An 18,416-nucleotide genomic window follows, 5' to 3' on the forward strand; every position below is an offset into this window, starting at 1 on the left:
CACGGGCCTTTGGGGAGGTTTTGCCGATCTGACCCTGAATAATTATGGCGTTGCAATTTCTGAACTAACCTACGTGAAAGACTTCTCCCGGAAAGCTTCGCCCGGTCGCTTGGTCCCGGTCGCCGGGTCGTACAGGCATGGACGCAGTACTCCGGCCAGCCATGTAAAGGTGCTGACGAAATGCAACGCACTGTTCATCCTGCTCGCCGCTTTGGCCTGCGCCCGCTGTTTCGTCTGGCACTGTGCAGCCAACTGCTGTTGCCGGGCCTGGTATTCGCCGACGCCGCCTATGACCAACTGATCATCCAGGCCCGGGCGGGCAGTTATGCCCCGGCCCTGGATCACTTGCGCCAGGTACCGGCCAACCAGTTGACCAACGGGCTGGTCAGCGACCATTTGCAGATCGCCAGCTGGGCCGGGCTGGATGCAGAAGTGGTGAATGTCTACGAGAGCCAGGGGCGCAATCGCGTGCTGCCGGTACAGGCCCTGACCGCCACCGCCCGGGCCTATCGCAACCTCAAGCAGTGGGACAATGCCACCCGGCTCTATCGCCAGGCCCTGGAGCGCGACCCCAATAACGCCGACCTGCAACTGGGCCTGGCCCTGACCCAGGCCGATGCCGGCCAGCCCGCCGAAGCCGTGGCCCGGGCCCGGGCGTTGGTGGCCGCCAAGCCGGAGGATCCGAACCGGCGCCTGGCCCTGGGCTACGCCCTGACCCGGGCCAATCAGCCCCAGGATGCCCTGGTGGAATACGACCAGGCCTTCGTGCGTGCCGGCGAGCGGCCCGACGTGCTGCGCGAGTACATCCATGCCCTGCAACGCGCCCGCCTGCCGGAGCCGGCCGTGCGCCTGGCGCACCAGCATCCGGGGTTGATCGACCCGGTCATCCAGCGGCGCATGGAGGGCGACCTGGCCGCCGAGCGGGTGCGCCTGTCGGAGCTGGCCAGCCGCAGCGAGAAGGAGCGCTTCGTGGTGGCCGATCGCGCCCTGGCCGACTATGACGCGCTGTTCGCCGCCTGGGGCAACGATCCCAAGGCCCAGGACGATGTGACCCGCTGGCGCATCGACCGCCTGGGCGCGCTCAAGTCCCGGGCGCGTACCGCCGAGGTGATCAGCGAGTACGAGCAACTGACCGCCGCGGGCGTGGCCATCCCCACCTACGCCCTGCGCTGGGTCGCCTCGGCCTACCTCGACCAGCGCCAGCCGGAGGTCTCCGCCGACCTGTACCGCAAGGTGCTCAGTGCTCCGGACGCCGACCCTGGCAATCGCGTCGAAGACACCACCGGCCTGTACTACTCATTGCTGGAAAGCGAACAGCCAGAGGCGGCGCTGAAGGTGGCCAACGACCTGGCCAATAGCGAACCCCAGCGCATCCAGCTGGTGGGGCAGACGGTCGGCGATCCCAACGACGACTGGCTGGACGCGCAACTGCTGGCGGCCCAGGCCGGCACCTACGGCAATGCCCTGCCCGATAGCGAACAGCGCCTGGACGACCTGGCCACCAAGGCCCCGGGCAACGTCAATGTGCGCCTGGCCCAGGCCAACCTGTACCTGGCCCGCGACTGGCCGCGCCGGGCGGAATACCTGCTCAAGGAAATCGAGAGCGTGGCGCCGCGCGATGTCGCCCTGGAAGTGGCCCAGGGGCATACCGCCCAGGACCTGCAGGAATGGCGGCAGCTGGATGCGCTGACCGACGACGTGGTCGCGCGCTATCCAGAGAACCGCGCGGTGCAACGCCTGGCCCGGGAGCGTGAGGTCCACGACATGGCCGAGCTGCGGGTCTCGACCTATGGCGGCAAGAGCAATGGCGGCGGCAGTAATGGCCCGGGGGCGGTGTCCGGCAGCCGTGATTTCGGCATCGAAAGCCGGCTCTACAGCCCGCCCATCGATGAAGACTGGCGCGTATTCGCGGGTGTCGGCTACGCCATGGGCGACTTCCAGGAGGGCAAGGGCCATCACCGCTGGCAATTGCTGGGCGTGGAGCGGCGCACCCGTGACATGACCCTGGAGGCCGAGGTGTCCAACCACTCCTACGGCTACGGCAGCAAGACCGGTGCCCGGGTGGCCCTGGCCCGGGACATCGACGACCACTGGCAGTACGGCGGCAGCCTCGACTACCTCACCGCCGCGACCCCGCTGCGGGCCCTCAAGAACGACATTCGCGCCAATGGCGGCAGCGCCTTCCTGCGCTGGCGGGCCAATGAAAGCCGGGAATGGAAACTGTCCCTGAGCCCCTCGCACTTCAGTGATGGCAACAACCGTTTCGAAGCCCTGCTCACCGGCCGCGAAGGGGTTTATCGCTCACCCGGGGTCCAGGTCGACCTGGGCCTGGAGGTCGGTAGCAGCCACAACACCCGGGACGACGCGCCGTACTTCAATCCCAAGTCCGACTTCAGCGTCTTGCCGACGGTGAACGTCAACCATGTGCTCTACCACCGCTATGAAACCTCCTGGAGCCAGCAGTTCCAGTTCGGCGTCGGCACCTACAGCCAGCGCGACTATTCCACCGGCGGTGTCGGCCTGGTCAGCTACGGCCAGCGCTATAGCTGGAACGACGTGTTCGATATCGGCGCGGTGCTGAGCGTGATCAACCGACCCTACGACGGTGAGCGGGAAACCGACTTGCGCCTGGCCGTGGACCTTACCTATCGCTTCTAGAGGACGGTGACGATGAGCCTGATCGAGCGTTGCATCCTCTTGCTGGGCGCGCTACTGCTCAGTGCTTGTTCCCAGCCCGCCGCAGACTTCGTCGCCCCGGCGCAACGGCCACTGCCGAACAACGAAGCGCCCTGGCCGAAAAACCATGTGCTGGGCATCGCCTACCACGATATCGAGGATCGCAACCCGGACCAGCGCGTGGTGGCGGTGCGCACCGATCGCATGCTCCAGCAACTGGCCTGGCTGCGCGAGAACGGCTACAAGCCGGTCACCGTGGACCAGATCCTGGCGGCCCGCCGGGGCGGTCCGGAGTTGCCGGCCAAGGCCATCCTGCTGAGTTTCGACGACGGTTACTCGAGCTTCCATACCCGGGTCATGCCGGTGCTGCGCAGTTATCGCTGGCCGGCCCTCCTGGCCCCGGTGGGCACCTGGATCGACACCCCGGCCGACCAGCCGGTGAACTTCGCCGGCGACCTGCGGCCGCGCTCGCAGTTCCTGACCTGGGCGCAGATCCGCGAGATCTCCCGTTCCGGCCTGGTGGAGATCGCCGCCCACACCGACAACAGCCACCTGGGTATCCTCGGCAATCCCCAGGGCAACATGCAGCCTGCTGCCGCGACCCGACGCTACGACCCGCGCACCGGGCGCTATGAAAGCGAGGCGCAGTTCCAGGCGCGCATGCGCAAGGATGTGAGCACCATCTCGGACAAGATCCTGGCCGCCACCGGCTATCGTCCGCGGGTCTGGGTCTGGCCCTATGGCACGGCCGATGGCTCGACCTTGCAGGTGGTCGACAGCCAGGGCTTCAAGCTGGCCCTGACCCTGGACGACGGCCTGGACCGTCTCGACAACCTGATGAGCAGCCCGCGTTTCCTGGTGGTCTCGGACCCTGACGGCATCCACTTCTCCAACAGCATCGTCGGCACCGAGACCATGGCGCCCATGCGCGTGGTGCACGTGGACCTGGACAACGTCTACGACCCGGACCCCAAGCAGCAGGAGATCAACCTCGGCAAGCTGGTGCAGCGTATCGCCGACCTGGGGGCCAATACCGTGTTCCTCCAGGCCTTCGCCGATCCCAAGGGCGACGGCCTGGTGCAATCGCTGTACTTCCCCAATCGCCACCTGCCGATGCGTGCCGACCTGTTCGACCGGGTCGCCTGGCAATTGCGCACCCGCTCCCACGTCAAGGTCTATGCCTGGATGCCGGTGCTCAGTTTCGACCTGGATGCCAGGCTGCCCCGGGTCACGCGTTGGGACCCGCAGACCGGCCAGGTGGCGGTCGATCCGAAGCAATACCGGCGCCTGTCGCCTTTCGACCCGCAGGTACGCCGCCTGATCGGCGACCTGTACGAGGATGTGGCGCGCATGACTTCGGTGGACGGCATCCTGTTCCATGACGACGCCGTGCTCTCGGATTTCGAGGACGCCAGCCCCGGGGCCCTGCGTGCCTATGCCGCCCAGGGGCTGCCAGGCTCCATCGCTGGGCTGCGCGACGACCCCGCCGCGTTGCAACGCTGGACCCGCTTCAAGAGCCGTTACCTGATCGACTTCACCCATGAACTGGCGGCCAAGGTCCGGGCGGTCCGTGGGCCCCAGGTGCAGACCGCGCGCAACCTGTTCGCCGAGCCGATCATCAATCCTGAAAGTGAAACCTGGTTCGCCCAGAACCTCGACGATTTCCTCGCCAGCTATGACTGGACCGCGCCCATGGCCATGCCGTTGATGGAAGGGCAAAGCGCACGGCACTCCGGGCCCTGGCTGGAGGCCCTGGTGGATCAGGTGCGCACGCGCCCCGGCGCGTTGCAGCGCACGGTCTTCGAACTCCAGGCCCGGGACTGGACCCAGAAGCCCGCCAGTGATTTGCCCGCCATGCAGATGGCCGACTGGATGGGCCGGCTCAAGCGCCAGGGCGCCATCAACTTCGGTTACTACCCGGACAACTTCCTCGAGAACTCACCGGACCTGAAGACCTTGCGGCCCGCGCTCTCCAACAAATGGAGTCCATGAATCATGCTGGATCGTATCTTCGCTGTAGTGGTCTTGGCCTTGGTCATGGGGGTGCCCCTGGGCCTGATCTTCGTGGTGACAGGCGAGTTCCTCATGGATTTCGTCTTCTACTACCCATTGTTCATGTCGGCGCTGTGGATCGCCGGCGGCCTGTATTTCTGGTTGCACTGGGAGCGCCACTGGCCATGGGACGACGACACCTTGCCGCCACCGCTGGCCGGCGAGCCGCTGATCAGCATCCTCATCCCTTGCTACAACGAGGGGGATAACGTCGCCGACACCATCCACGCGGCCCTGGCCCAGCACTATCCGAACATCGAAGTGATCGCCATCGACGATGGCTCCAAGGACAACACCGGGCCGATCATCGACCAGTTGGCCGCCCTCGACCCGCGCCTGCGGGTGCTGCACCTGGCGCAGAACCAGGGCAAGGCCGTGGCCCTGCGCATGGGCGCGGTGGCGGCCCATAGCGAATACCTGGTGTGCATCGACGGCGATGCGTTGCTGGCGCCCAACACGGCGGCCTACCTGGTGGCGCCGATGCTGGATAATCCGCGCCTCGGGGCGGTGACCGGCAACCCGCGCATTCGTACCCGCTCGACCCTGGTGGGCCGGGTGCAAGTGGGCGAGTTCTCCTCGATCATCGGCCTGATCAAGCGCACCCAGCGGGTGTTCGGCAAGGTCTTCACCGTCTCCGGAGTGATCGTCGCCTTTCGCCGCACGGCGCTGCATCGGGTGGGCTACTGGAGCCCGGACATGATCACCGAGGACATCGACGTCAGCTGGAAGCTGCAGCTGGACCATTGGTATGTGTTCTTCGAACCCCGGGCGCTGTGCTGGATCCTGATGCCAGAAACCCTGCGCGGCCTGTGGAAACAGCGGCTGCGCTGGGCCCAGGGGGGCGCCGAGGTGCTGTTCAAGAACATCCGTGGCATCTGGGAGTGGCGGCATCGCTACCTGTGGACCCTGTTGTTCGACTATTGCCTGTCCACCGGTTGGGCCTTCACCTTCCTGCTATCGGTGATCTTCTGGGCCCTGGGCAAGTTCATCGTCATGCCCGAGGCCATCGCGGTGCACACCATCGTGCCGCCGGCCTTCACCGGCCTGGTGCTGTCCATGGTCTGCCTGACCCAGTTCGCGGTGAGCATCCTGATCGACCGCCGCTACGAGAAGGACCTGTGGAAAACCATGTTCTGGGCGGTCTGGTACCCCCTGGCGTTCTGGTTCATCAGCCTGTTCACCACCCTGGTGAGCTTTCCCAAGGTGTTGTTCAGCGAGCACCAGAAGCGCGCGCGCTGGGTCAGCCCCGACCGCGGCATCAAGCCCATCAATGACAAAGAGGAGGTGCGCTGATGAAAATCATCCGCACCCGCCAGCGCCCGTTCCTGGTGATAGTCGACGTCTTCTTCACCCTGTTGGGCTGGGCTGGGCTTCTCTATTTGCTGGTCCGGGGTCTCTGGCCGCTGCTCTATACCCACGAAGGGCCCAGGTTCGAGGCCGGTGTGCTCGATGCCCTGACCACCCTGCAGTTCTATGGGCTGGTGGCGGTCATCAATGCGGTGTTGCTGATTTCCTGGGCTCGCTATCGCCAGCGCCGCAATCGCAAGTATCCGCCACGCCTGCCGGCCCCGGTGGTGGACGACAAGCGCCTGAGCGAGACCTTCAAGCTCAGCGACGAGACCTTGGCCCAGATGCGCCAGCCCGGCAGCCTGATCGTGCACAACGATGCAGAGGGCTGGATCAGCCATGTCACTACCCAGTTTTACCGCGTCCTGCCCGAAGACCAGCCCCATCCACCGCTGGTGGCCGAACCGCCACCCCGGGTGATCCACTTGCGCTCGGAGGGGGATGAGGACAAGGCCTAGGGATCAGCGGGAAACCGACCTGACTGGTTTGAGTGCACCGAGCCCGGATCTGACGATCCGGGTTTTTATTGTGCTGAATTTTGTATGTTCAAGATCAGATGTTTATCTAGTGCATTTAGGAACTTTCTGAATATTGATCAATTATTGATGTTTCCCGTGACTGCGCGTTAGTTGCGCGAATATGCTCCTCACGCTCCATTCGAGGTTCAGGCCAGGCCATCCGGAAAATAGTTGAAAGGCCATGGAATCAAGGGTTTGGCCGGTGCGAGCTTGTGTTCAGAGGGGTAAATGACCCCTTGATACAAAAAGAACTCCCCCTGGGTTTATTGGCGTTTGGAGCGCTGTTTTCCTTTAGCCGGGAAGTTCTTTGAATAAACAGCAAATGTTGATTTTAAGTAGTTGTTGATTAATTGACGCCAGTGTAGTGGCACATTAATATCGCCGGCTCTGTTGACCCTGCCGTATGTTTTCGAAGGACCGAACATGTTTTTTCCTACCCTCGGGATGAGGTTGTGTTGTGTGCTGTCCTGCCTGGTGTTTTTGGCTGGCTCACTGAACAGTGCTTCTGCTGCCCCGCTGAACAATCCCGGCGACCAGGATCTGATCCGCGAGCGCCAGAACCGCCTGCTGGAAGAGCAGCAACGGCGCCTCGAAGACCTCAAGGACCTGCCTGGCAAGAGCGCGCTGCCGGTGGCGCCGATGGCCCCGACCGACAATCGCTGCTTCCCCATCGAACACATCGAGCTCAAGGGCGCCGACGCCCTGTCCACCACCGAGCGCGAGCGCCTGCTCAAGCCCTACATCGGCCAGTGCCTGGGCGTGGCCCAGCTCAACGAGTTGCTCAAGGTCATTACCGACCACTACATCGCCAAAGGCCTGGTCACCAGTCGTGCCTACCTCCCGCAGCAGGACCTGTCCCGCGGGCACTTGCAGGTGCTGGTGGTGGAGGGCCGCCTTGAAGGCCTGAAGGCGGCCGAAGGCAGCAAGCTCACGGCGCGCGAGCTGGACATGGCGTTTCCCGGGAGCGTCGGGCAACTGCTCGACCTGCGGCAGATCGAGCAGATGGTCGACCAGCTCAACCGCCTGCCGTCGAACCAGGCACAGATGGAACTGGCCCCCGGCCAGGCGGTGGGCGGCAGCGAGGTGCTGGTCAAGAACACCCCGCAAAAGCCCTGGCGGGTCGGTCTGTCCCGCAGCAACGACGGGCAGAAGAGCACCGGCGAGCAGCAATGGGGCAGCTCCTTGGAATGGGACAGCCCCCTGGGCCTGGCCGACCAACTGGTGCTGCGCGGTGGCCACGACGCCATCAGCGACCACCAGAAGACCTCGCGCAACGCGATGCTCTACTACAACCTGCCGCTGGGCTGGTGGAACCTGAACTACAGCTACAGCCAGAGCGAGTACCGCTCCCAGGCCCAGGGCCAGGGTTTCAACTTCAAGCAGACCGGCGACAGCCAGAACCACCAATTGCGCGTGGAGCGGGTGATCCATCGCGACTCGGTGAGCAAGACTTCGCTCAACGCCGGCCTGACCCACCTGCGCACCAACAACTACATCGAAGACAGCAAGCTGAGCACCAGCAGCAACCGCTTGAGCGAAGTGCAGTGGGGCATCAACCATGGCCGGCGCATTGGCGGGGCCTTCGTCAACCTCGACCTGGGCCTGCAAGAGGGAATCGGCCTGTTCGATGCCCAGCGCCAGTCCGAGCGCGACCGGTACGGCAACCGCCAGGCCAACGCCCGCTACCGCAAGTACACCGCCACCGCCAGCTACCTGCAGCCGTTCAAGCTGTGGGACGAGTCCCTGGTGTTCAGCAGCCTGGTCACCAGCCAGCGCAGCGAAGACATCCTGTTCAGCTCCCAGCGCATGAGCCTGGGCAGCCAGTCCTCGATCCGCGGCTACAAGGACCAGAGCCTCAACGGCGACAGCGGCTACTACTGGCGCAACGACCTGCGCTGGAGCCGCCCGGTGACCTGGGACTGGCTGCGCCCGGTGTTCGCCGAGTACGGCACGGGGCTGGGGTATGACGTGGGTGCCATTCGCCATGACCGCTACAACGCCGAGCAGCACGGGCGGGTGTCCAGCGACTCCGTCGAGTTGTTCGCCCGTGGCCAGCACCTGGCCGCCAGCGTGACCTTCGCCCACTCCCTCGAGCGGCCAGATGCCCTGAGTGACCGCGAAGCCCCGATCTATTTCCGCCTGGATCTTTTTCTCTAATTTCGCTCTTTACCCGAGACAGCCGACATGGACGTTCGTCAGTTTGCCTTCCTGGCCCGCCAGCCCTCCGCCGCCCTGCAATCGCGTGATTCGTTCTGGGGCCTGCCTAAGCGTGGCCTGGCGTTCATCCTGGCCAACGCGATGTTCTGGCAGCCGTTGCTGGTGATGGCCGACGGCATCGTGGTCAACGGCAGCGGCACCACGCTCGGCCAGGCGGGCAATGGCGTGCCTGTGGTCAACATTGCCGCGCCCAATGGCGGCGGCCTGTCCCACAACACGTTCAGCGACTACAACGTCGGCCAGCAGGGCGTGATCCTCAACAACGCCACCGACCGTACCCAGTCCACGCAACTGGGCGGGATCATTCTCGGCAACCCCAACCTGGGTGGCCGCGCGGCCAATGTGATCCTCAACGAGGTCAACGGCGGCAGCCCCAGCCAGCTCAAGGGCTACACCGAAGTGGCGGGGCGATCGGCCCATGTGATCGTCGCCAACCCCTACGGCGTCACCTGCAATGGCTGCGGCTTCATCAACACCCCGAAAACCACCCTGACCACCGGCAAGCCGGTGATCGAGAATGGCCAGTTGCAGCGCTACCAGGTGGACCAGGGCAGCGTGGCCATCGAAGGTGCGGGGCTCAACGCCAGCAATATCGACCAGTTCGAGATCATCACCCGCAGCGCCAAGGTCAACGCCCAGATCCAGGCCCGGCACCTGGCGCTGGTCACGGGCGCCAACGACGTCGACGCCCAGACCCTCAAGGCCACCGCCCGGGCCGCCAACCCGGCGGATGCACCGCAACTGGCCATCGACTCCTCGGCCCTGGGCGGCATGTACGCCGGGGCGATCAAGCTGGTGGGCACCGAAGCCGGCGTGGGGGTCAAGCTCGACGGCAAGCTGATCGCCAGCGGTGGCGATATCCAGCTCGACGCCAACGGCCAGTTGCGCATGGTGGAGGCCACTGCCGAGAAAGGCGCGGTGGTGATCAAGGCCCAGGGCCTGGAGACCCAGGGCGCGGTGTATGCCGGGACCGATCTCAAGGTGCAGACCCAGGGTGACCTGAACAACCACAGCACCCTGGCGGCGGCCCACCGCGTCGACCTCGGCAGTGCCGGGCAGTTGAACAACCGGGGGATCATCGAGGCCGGGGTCAACCTCGACAACAGCCGCAACCCAGGCGGCGATGTCACGCTGACTGCGCAGACCCTGAACAACAGTGGCAAGAGCGTGGTGGCCAGCCGCGATCTGACGGTCACGGCAACCCAGACCCTGAACAACCAGGGCGGTACTCTGAGCGGTCAGCGCCAGGTGAAGGTCAGTGCCGGTGCCCTGGATAACCAGAAGCAGGGTCGAGTGCTCAGCGCCGATGGCCTGCAACTCGATGCCGACCAGGTGCACAACGGCCAGGGCGGCTTGATCAAGAGCCAGCGCTTGCTCAAGGCCAACCTTGGTCACTTGGGCAACAGCGGCGGCGAGTTGTCCAGCCAGGGCGATGGCACCCTGGTGCTGGCGGGTATGGACAACCTCACCGGCGTGGTGCTGGCGCAACAGACCCTGGCCATCACCGGCAGCGCCGAGCTGGACAACCAGGGCGGCCTGCTCTCGGGCTGGCAGGGCCTGAGCCTCAACGGCACGGGGTTGAACAACAGCAACAAGGGCACCGTCTCCAGCCTCAAGGGCAGTGTCGACGTCACCCTCAGCGACGCCTTGAACAACAGCCAGGGTGGCGCCCTGGTCAGCCATCAAACCCTGGACGTCAAGGCCGCCAGTCTCGACAACAGCCAGCAGGGCGTGATCTCCAGCGCTGGCGAGCAAAGCCTCAAGCTGCGCGACCTGCTGGATAACAGCCAGGGCGGTTCCATCGACAGTGCCGCGACCCTGACCCTGCAGGCCATGGTCCTGGGCAACCAGGGCGGCACGCTCAACGCAGCCGGCGACCTGGTGTTCACCGGCAGCGACCTGGACAACGGCCACGGCTCCTTCACCGGCAAGGGTGCCGTCACGCTCGATCTGCTGGGGCGCTTGATCAACAACCAGGGCACCCTGTCCGCCGCGGGCCCTTTGCTGCTCAAGCGCAGCGCTGCGGTTGAAAACCAGGGCGGTGAGCTTTCCAGCCAACAGTGGTTGCGGCTGTTCGCCGGACGATTGGACAACCGCCAGAAAGGTCGGGTAGCGGCCAATGACTCGGTGCTGGTCAGCACCACGGGCCAAGTGCAGAACGGCGACGGCGGGGAGATTCTCAGTCGCCAGGCCGGCCTGCAGATCGATGCCGGGCGCCTGGACAACACCAAGGGCCTGCTGCAGGCCAAGAGCACCCTGGGCCTGGAAGTGGCGACCGATGCCGGCAACCAGGGCGGGCAGGTCATTGCCCAGCAGGGCGACCTGACGCTCAAGGCGGCGAGTTTCGACAACAACGCGGGCAAGGTTTCGGCCCTCAACGGCGGCGCCACCTTTGAAACTGCTGCCGATGGCCGCCTCGACAACCGCGACGGCGCGCTCTTCGCCCAGCAGGCTTTGCATATCCGCGCCAAGGACCTGGACAACAGCGCCGGCCAGATCAGCGCCCGGCAGATCGAGCTGGAACTGGCTGGCGCCCTGGACAACCGCCAGGGCCTGATCGAAAGCCGCAGCACCCTGGCGACCGCTGCCGCCAGCCTGGACAACCAGCACGGGCAACTGCGGGCCCTGGGCCTGGCCAGCACGACCCGGTTCAGCATCGGTGGCACCTTCGACAACCGCGACGGCGCCCTGGAAACCGCCAACAACGACCTGGCCTTCGCTGCCGGCGGCTTCGACAACCGTGGCGGCAGCCTGCTGCACAGTGGCCGTGGGGTGTTCGGCATCTCCATGGCCAACCTCGAGGACGTCGGCGGCCGCTTGAAGACCGCCGGCCACCTGAGCCTGGAAGCCGAGCGCTGGACCAACAGCAGCTCGATCCAGGCCGACCAGTTGCTGGTCAGGGTCGATCACCTGACCCAGACCGCCGACGGCCAGCTCCTGGCGGGCAACGGCCTGACCGGCAGCGGCAGCCACTGGAGCAACGACGGTCTGATCGGCAGTGACGCCGCGCTCAACCTCGACCTGAACGGCAACTACAGCGGCAAGGGCCGCCTGAGCAGTCTTGGGCAACTGGACCTGCATGCCGCCCAACTGGACCTGGCGGACAGCGCCAGCATCGCCGGCGGCGCCAACAGCACCCTGAAGATCGACGGCGCGCTGAACAGCGCCGGGCGCATCACCGCCAGCCAGAAGCTGCTGCTCAACGCCGCCAGCATCAACAACCTCGGCACCCTGGGCAGTGGTGAAGACCTGAGCCTCAACGCTACCGCCCTGGTCAACGACCATGGCCTGATCTCCAGCGGCGGCAATATGCAGCTGCTGACCACGAGCTTCACCAACCGCTATGCCCAGGTGTACAGCCTGGGCAACGTGCTGATCGCCAAGGACGACCGGCAAGCCAGGGCCGACCTGCTGGACAACCGCTCCGGGGATATCGAAAGCCTGGGCAGACTGACCATTGCCGCCAGCACCCTCAACAACGTCAGGGACGTGCTGCAGTACATCGAGCACGAGAAGAGCGCAGCCAGCATCACTCGTTTGTCTTGCGCCCTGATCCCCGGCGCTGGCTGCGACGACCGCGGTGGTGGCCGCATCAACGGCCTGTGGGAAGTGGCCGAGACCGATCGCCTGCGTGTGACCGACAGCAGCGCCGCCGCCAGCCTCAACAGCGGCGCCGACTTGCAGATCGATGCCCAGACCCTGACCAACACCAGTAGCCTGATCGCTGCGGCCGGTGATATCGACATCAAGGCCCAGACCCTCAACAACCAGGGCCTGCAGCCCCAAGAGATCACCACCCTGCGGCGCTACTGGAGCTTCGTCAACGAAACCGGCAACGCCGCCGCCCGGGCCGCCGCGTTCAACGCTCGCAACAACCCGACGCCTTCGAGCAGCTTCGCCTCGGACCTCAGCGCCTTCATCGCCTGGACCGGAGTGATGCTGTCTTCCAGCAGCAAGGTGGTGGACGGCGACCAATCCTTCGCCGCCACCATCCAGGCCGGTGGCAAGGTCAACCTCAAGGCTGACCAGACCCTCGATAACAGCGTGATCCGCTCCTTCTACGAGTACGTCGGCGCCGGCAAGACCCTGACCGACACCGGCGTAGGCAACGGCTACTCGACGGCGATCCGGATCAACCCGCAACTGCCCCCGGAACTGGCCCAGCAACAGGTCAACCCCCTGGAACTGCCGGGCTTCACCCTGCCCACCGGCGGCAACGGCCTGTTCCGCCTCAGCGGCCAGGGCAGCACCCTGGCCCAGGCCCCGACGCCTGCGCAGATCGCCGGCCTGCCGGATACCGCGAGCCTGTCCCGGCCACACAAGTACCTGATCGAAACCAACCCGGCCCTCACCGACCTCAAGCAGTTCATGAGTTCGGACTACCTGTTGTCCAACCTGGGCTACAACCCCGATGAAAGCGCCAAGCGCCTGGGCGACGGCTTCTACGAACAGAAGCTGATCCGGCAAGCGGTAACCGCCCGCACCGGCCAGCGCTTCATCAATGGCCAGGACACCGACGAGAAGCTGTTCAAGTACCTGATGGACAACGCCGTCAAGAGCAAGCAGCAGCTCAACCTGGCGGTGGGCGTGAGCCTGACCTCCGAGCAGGTGGCGGCCCTGACCCACGACATCGTCTGGTTGGAAAATGCCGAAGTGAATGGCGAGCAGGTGCTGGTGCCGGTGCTGTACCTGGCCCAGGCCAACAACCGCCTGGCGCCCAATGGCGCGTTGATCGCCGGCAAGGACCTGAACCTGATTGCCGGCAAGGACTTGAACAACGTCGGCACCCTGCGCGCGGCCAATGACCTGTCGGCGGTGGCGGGGCAGAACCTGGTCAATAGCGGGTTGATGGAGGCGGGCAACCGTCAGGGCCTGCTGGCGGGCAACCACCTGGTCAACCGCGCCGGCGGCATCATCGCCGGGCGCGACGTCACCCTGACCACCACTCAGGGCGACGTGATCAACGACCGCACCCTGACCACCCACCAGAGCAGCAGCGAAGCCTACATCCGCGAGCAACGCCGCGACTTCCTCGACAGCGCCGCCCGCATCGAAGCCGGCAACAGCCTGAGCATCGATGCCGGACGCGACCTGAACAACAACGGCGGTGTGCTCAAGAGCGGTGCGGATACCAGCCTCAAGGCGGGGCGTGACGTCAACCTCAGCGCGGTGGAGCAGGTGGTCGGCAACGACCGGGGCACACGCCACAATGACCTGAGCGTGACCCAGAACGGTTCCAGCTTGCAGTCCGGGCGTGATCTTGCGATCAGCGCAGGCCGCGACCTCACCGCCATCGCCAGCCAGATCGAGGCCAAGCGCGATGTGACGATGTCGGCCACGGAAAACCTGAACCTGCTTTCAGCCGCCAATGAGCAGCACTCGGCGAGCAAGACCAAGAAGGTGACGAGCCAGGAGGATCATGTTCAGCAGGTGTCGACCACCCTGGCCGCTGGCGGCAATGTCACGCTCAAGGCCGGTGAAGATCTGCAATTGATTGCCAGCCGGGTGACGGCGGGGAATGAAGCTTATTTGTATGCCGTGGGTGATGTGAACCTGGATGCGGCCCAGAACAGTGACTACAGCTACTACCGCAAGACCAAGACCAGTAGCTCAGGGCTTTCCAGCACTCAGAAAACACGTATCGACAGCAGCAGTTCAACCACGCAGGAGGGATCCTCCGTCAGTGGCGATAAAGTGGTTGTGCGCGCTGGGCAGGATATCGGCGTTACTGCCAGCAATGTCGTATCCACCCAATCCACCAGCCTGGTCGCTGGGCGCAATGTCGCCATCGACAGTGCTACGCAAACCAGTGAAGAAAGTCATTCGACGTCGAAGAAGAAATCCGGCCTGTTGAGCAGTGGCGGTATCGGCTTCACCTTGGGATCGTCTTCGCTTCAGAACACCTCGACCCGCTCCAGCGAGAATGCCAAGGTCAGTACCATCGGCAGTGTGCTGGGCAACGTCGATATCCAGGCCGGCAAGGACCTGGGCATAAAAGGATCTGACGTCGTCGCCGGCAAGGACATCAACCTCGTTGGGCAGAATGTCAGCATCCTTGCGGCGGAGAATCACAACCGCAGCGAGCAGACCTCCAAGAGCAAGACCAGCGGCCTGACCCTGGCCCTTTCCGGCACCGTTGGCAGCGCTATCGATACGGCGTACCAGACAACCAAGCAAGCCAAGGAGGAAGACGACAGTCGGCTCTCTGCCCTGCAAGGCATAAAGGCCGGCCTGACAGGTATCCAGGCCTGGCAGGCAGCGCAGCAAAATGGCGGGATGAACGCTGACAATGTGGGGCAGTTCGTTGGCATCAGCCTGTCCCTTGGGTCGCAGAAATCCAGTTCCAAGCAAACCCAGGAACAGACAGTGAGCCAGGGGAGCAGCCTGAATGCGGGAGGAAGTCTCAGCATTCTGGCTACCGGCAAGGAGAGTCTTGGAAGCGATGGCGACATCAATGTTCATGGCAGTAAGTTGCAGGCTGCCAAGGACCTCAAACTCGTAGCCAATCGCGATATCAATCTGGATGCTGCGGCAAATACCCAAAGGCTGGATGGCAAGAACAGCAGCAGCGGTGGCGCCGTTGGGGCGAGCATCGGATTTGGCTCCAGTGGTGCCGGGCTGAGCATCTTCGCCAACGGCAACAAGGGAACGGGTAATGAGAAAGGCAACGGTACTACCTGGACCGAAACCACCCTAGACGCCGGTAACCACGCCAGCCTGATCAGTGGCCGGGATGCCACGCTCAAGGGCGCGCAGGTCAACGCCGACAAGATCACCGCCAATGTAGGACGTGACCTCACACTGCAAAGCTTGCAGGACACAGACAACTACAAGTCCAAACAGAGCAATGTCAGCGCAGGGGCGAGCTTTACGATTGGCACGATGACGGGCAGCGGGTCCCTCAGTGTCAGCCAGAGCAAGATCGACTCCAAATACCAGAGCGTGCAGGAGCAAACCGGGCTGTTTGCCGGTAAGGGCGGCTATCAGATTGAGGTAGGCAAGCACACTCAACTTGATGGCAGTGTTATTGCCAGTACAGCAGAAGCCGACAAGAACCGGCTGAGTACTGGCACCTTGGGCTGGAGTGACCTCAAGAACAAGGCCGATTACACAAGCCAGATCCAGAGCGCCAGCGTCAGCAGCGGCAACGGCGGTACGGACGGTTTTATCAGCAATATGCCCAGTGGCACGTTGATCGCCTACAACCACAGTGGCAGTGCCAGCGGCACTACTTCATCGGCGATCTCCAACGGCACTCTGGAAATCCGTGACCCCAGCCTGCAGAAGCAAGACGTAACCACCCTCAGCCATGACGTCGAACATGCCAACGGCAGCATCAGTCCGATCTTCGATAAGGAGAAGGAGCAGAAGCGCCTACGGCAGGTGCAACTGATTGGCGAGATTGGCACTCAGGTAACGGACATCGTTCGTACCGAAGGTCAGCTTAAGGCCGACAAAGATGCGAGCGATGAGCTGGAGAAACTAGGCATCCATCGACCTGGAAAAAATGCCAGCAAAGAGGAGGTCGATAACTACCAGCAGAAGTTGATTGCCACTGATGCGTACCAACGAATCATGGGCAAGTACGGTACCGGTGGTGACTACCAGCGCGTCGCGCAAGCGGTAACGGCGGCCCTGCAAGGGCTGGCAGGCGGGGATATTGGCTCGGCACTTGCCGGTGCCTCCGCACCGTATCTGGCGCAGCTCATCAAGAAAACCACGGGCGACAATACAGCTCTCAACGCCATGGCTCACGCAGTGCTGGGAGCCGCGGTAGCCCAGGCCCAAGGTAACTCGGCAATCGCGGGCGCCGCAGGAGCGGCAGGTGGAGAGCTGGCAGCTCGATTGATCACCCAGCAGTTGTACGGCACCAGCGATACCAGCTCCCTCAGCGAAGAACAAAAGCAGACAGTGGCCGCGCTATCGACGTTAGCCGCTGGGCTCGCGGGGGGAATTGCCAAGGGCGATAGCGCGGGTGCTATTGCGGGTGCTGGGGCTGGCAAGAATGCTGTGGAGAACAACTTATTAGCGAATAAGTACGGCGTCGACAAGTTGAATGAAGCCAGCTTGGTAGCGCTTCATGAAAAACTGGTGGCCGCAAAAATCGGCGGTATGAACGACTTGCAGGACAAGTTTTCTGCCTGTGCTGGAGATGGAGGTTGTGAGCGTGCGGTACGCAATGAGTACCGGCAGCGGGAAAAAGAGTCTGGAGAAAACCTGGTTGCGTTGTATCAGGCAGGAGGACTAAACCAAGAGGAGTTGAATCTTCTTTTTGGAAAATACGCACGCATCATGATGGAGGGTGCGAAAGAAGGGCAATTGAGTTCGGGTTGGGGCGGGATTCTTGGAGATATTTATACCCTCAACGGAAATGACTGGACTCCCATTGGAACCATCAGCAACCCGTATCTGGCTCTGGTCAGAAGCAGTGAGCAGATTGCCGAGTGGAAAAAGCAGGGTTTAAGTGACGAAAAAATTCGTGAGCTATCTCTTAAGGACGGTGTTATCAGTTCGGTCCTGGCTCCCGTAGATGTTAATGGTGTCACGAACCTACTAAATAATGGCGCCTCGAAGGAGGAGCTCGTCCGGTTTGCCATGATTGCCGCTTTTGGCAGGGCGGCCAGTGGTAGCAGTAAGCTTTCAAAGGTTACAGACGGATCGAGTGGATCAGGGGGGAATGTAGGACCTACACTTCCAAAGAATTTTAACGAGTCAGTCCTCGGCCATAACACCCAGATCGGCGTTAGAAACAGTAAAGCGGGTACGATTTCCGGTGCTCACAACAGAGATGCGTTTCTGGAATCGATCGAGTTAACAGGTGCAAAAATCACCAATAAAATCACAGATGCACGTTTTCCTGGCCTTATTGAATATAGCTATCAGTTACCTAGAACTAATACTAAGCGTGAATTAATAGGTGGGTATAAGCCTGTGTCCACAAAAACAACTTACGATCCAAAGGTTTTACCAGATGATAAAGTGGCTGACATGTCTAGTCGTGCGGCAATCCAAGCTGATGCTATATTCAAAGCAAAACCGAATGAGAGAGAGGCTAGCATTAAGATTGATGGCTACTATTTTCAGGTGACACGTAATAGCAGAACTGGAGAAATAACAAACTCTTTCATAACTATCCCTCCTAGGACTAAGTGATGAGTAGCTTGTTTTGGCTTGAAGAACTCAAAAATTCATTTGCCTCTACGGGTTTAAATTATGAAGACCTTTATGAGGTAATAAAGTCTTCTGTAGATAGGGGCAGAATTAATTTTCCTGCGTTTATCTATGAGGCTTCGAAGGGTTTTGGTTTCTCTGTCGCGGAGGGATATTTCTATTCTCTTGATCAAGATTGGGATGATCCTGAAGAATTCAATGAGGTCAGTTTTTTTCTGGGAGAAGCGGAAACTTCAAGTATGCCTGTGGCTGAGTATGTCTTCTTGATGAAGATTGCAGCTGACGTTTACTCTTCTTTCTTTCCTGAACAAAGGGATAGTGTTCTACGTTCCGCTAATAAGCTAGAGGAACGTTACTCATAGGGTGGGAAAATGAGAGAGAGGTTTGCTATGTGCTCTAGATAACTCGAAGAGTTAACCTGCCTAGGCTAAAAAA

Annotated in this window: 7 protein-coding genes; all 7 read left to right on the plus strand. The window is 62.5% G+C overall.

Translation table 11 applies throughout. From position 1 onward, the window contains the following. Nucleotides 1-180 precede the first annotated feature (180 nt). On the plus strand, nt 181-2,658 hold the full coding sequence (gene pgaA, locus ACK6AU_RS01945; protein ID WP_409297461.1) for a poly-beta-1,6 N-acetyl-D-glucosamine export porin PgaA: 2,478 nt from the start codon (nt 181-183) through the stop codon (nt 2,656-2,658). A gap of 12 nt (nt 2,659-2,670) precedes the next feature. Then, the gene (pgaB, locus tag ACK6AU_RS01950; RefSeq protein ID WP_409297463.1) at nt 2,671-4,668 is read left to right on the plus strand and encodes a poly-beta-1,6-N-acetyl-D-glucosamine N-deacetylase PgaB; all 1,998 of its coding nucleotides are present in this window, start codon (nt 2,671-2,673) and stop codon (nt 4,666-4,668) included. 3 nt (nt 4,669-4,671) lie between these two features. Next, nucleotides 4,672-6,021: a poly-beta-1,6-N-acetyl-D-glucosamine synthase gene (gene pgaC / locus ACK6AU_RS01955; RefSeq protein WP_409297465.1), complete on the plus strand. Its 1,350-nt coding sequence runs from the start codon at nt 4,672-4,674 to the stop codon at nt 6,019-6,021. Next, nucleotides 6,021-6,533: a poly-beta-1,6-N-acetyl-D-glucosamine biosynthesis protein PgaD gene (gene pgaD / locus ACK6AU_RS01960; RefSeq protein ID WP_185701661.1), complete on the plus strand. Its 513-nt coding sequence runs from the start codon at nt 6,021-6,023 to the stop codon at nt 6,531-6,533. The genes pgaC and pgaD overlap by 1 nt, the downstream gene beginning before the upstream one ends. Before the next feature lie 483 nt (nt 6,534-7,016). Beyond that, a complete protein-coding gene (locus ACK6AU_RS01965) occupies nt 7,017-8,750 on the plus strand; it encodes a ShlB/FhaC/HecB family hemolysin secretion/activation protein (RefSeq protein ID WP_409297467.1) in 1,734 nt (577 codons plus the stop codon). Nucleotides 8,751-8,777: 27 nt separating this feature from the next. Then, nucleotides 8,778-17,963, plus strand: coding sequence for a hemagglutinin repeat-containing protein (locus tag ACK6AU_RS01970; RefSeq protein ID WP_409297469.1), 9,186 nt, complete (start codon nt 8,778-8,780; stop codon nt 17,961-17,963). Further along, nucleotides 17,963-18,343 carry a hypothetical protein gene (locus ACK6AU_RS01975; RefSeq protein WP_124345442.1) on the plus strand — a complete coding sequence of 127 codons (381 nt, stop codon included), beginning with the start codon at nt 17,963-17,965 and terminating at the stop codon, nt 18,341-18,343. Before ACK6AU_RS01970 ends, ACK6AU_RS01975 begins: the two co-directional genes overlap by 1 nt. Nucleotides 18,344-18,416: the final 73 nt, after the last annotated feature.

It is taken from the genome of Pseudomonas sp. KCJK8993, from assembly GCF_046230915.1.
In the GTDB taxonomy this organism is placed as follows: domain Bacteria; phylum Pseudomonadota; class Gammaproteobacteria; order Pseudomonadales; family Pseudomonadaceae; genus Aquipseudomonas; species Aquipseudomonas piscis.

Excerpts from the sequence above, each read along its gene's own strand:
- ACK6AU_RS01970 (WP_409297469.1), top strand. The coding sequence starts at position 8,778 with ATGGACGTTCGTCAGTTTGCCTTCCTGGCCCGCCAGCCCTCCGCCGCC.
- pgaA (WP_409297461.1), top strand. The coding sequence starts at position 181 with ATGCAACGCACTGTTCATCCTGCTCGCCGCTTTGGCCTGCGCCCGCTG.
- ACK6AU_RS01975 (WP_124345442.1), top strand. The coding sequence starts at position 17,963 with ATGAGTAGCTTGTTTTGGCTTGAAGAACTCAAAAATTCATTTGCCTCT.
- pgaD (WP_185701661.1), top strand. The coding sequence starts at position 6,021 with ATGAAAATCATCCGCACCCGCCAGCGCCCGTTCCTGGTGATAGTCGAC.
- pgaC (WP_409297465.1), top strand. The coding sequence starts at position 4,672 with ATGCTGGATCGTATCTTCGCTGTAGTGGTCTTGGCCTTGGTCATGGGG.
- pgaB (WP_409297463.1), top strand. The coding sequence starts at position 2,671 with ATGAGCCTGATCGAGCGTTGCATCCTCTTGCTGGGCGCGCTACTGCTC.
- ACK6AU_RS01965 (WP_409297467.1), top strand. The coding sequence starts at position 7,017 with ATGTTTTTTCCTACCCTCGGGATGAGGTTGTGTTGTGTGCTGTCCTGC.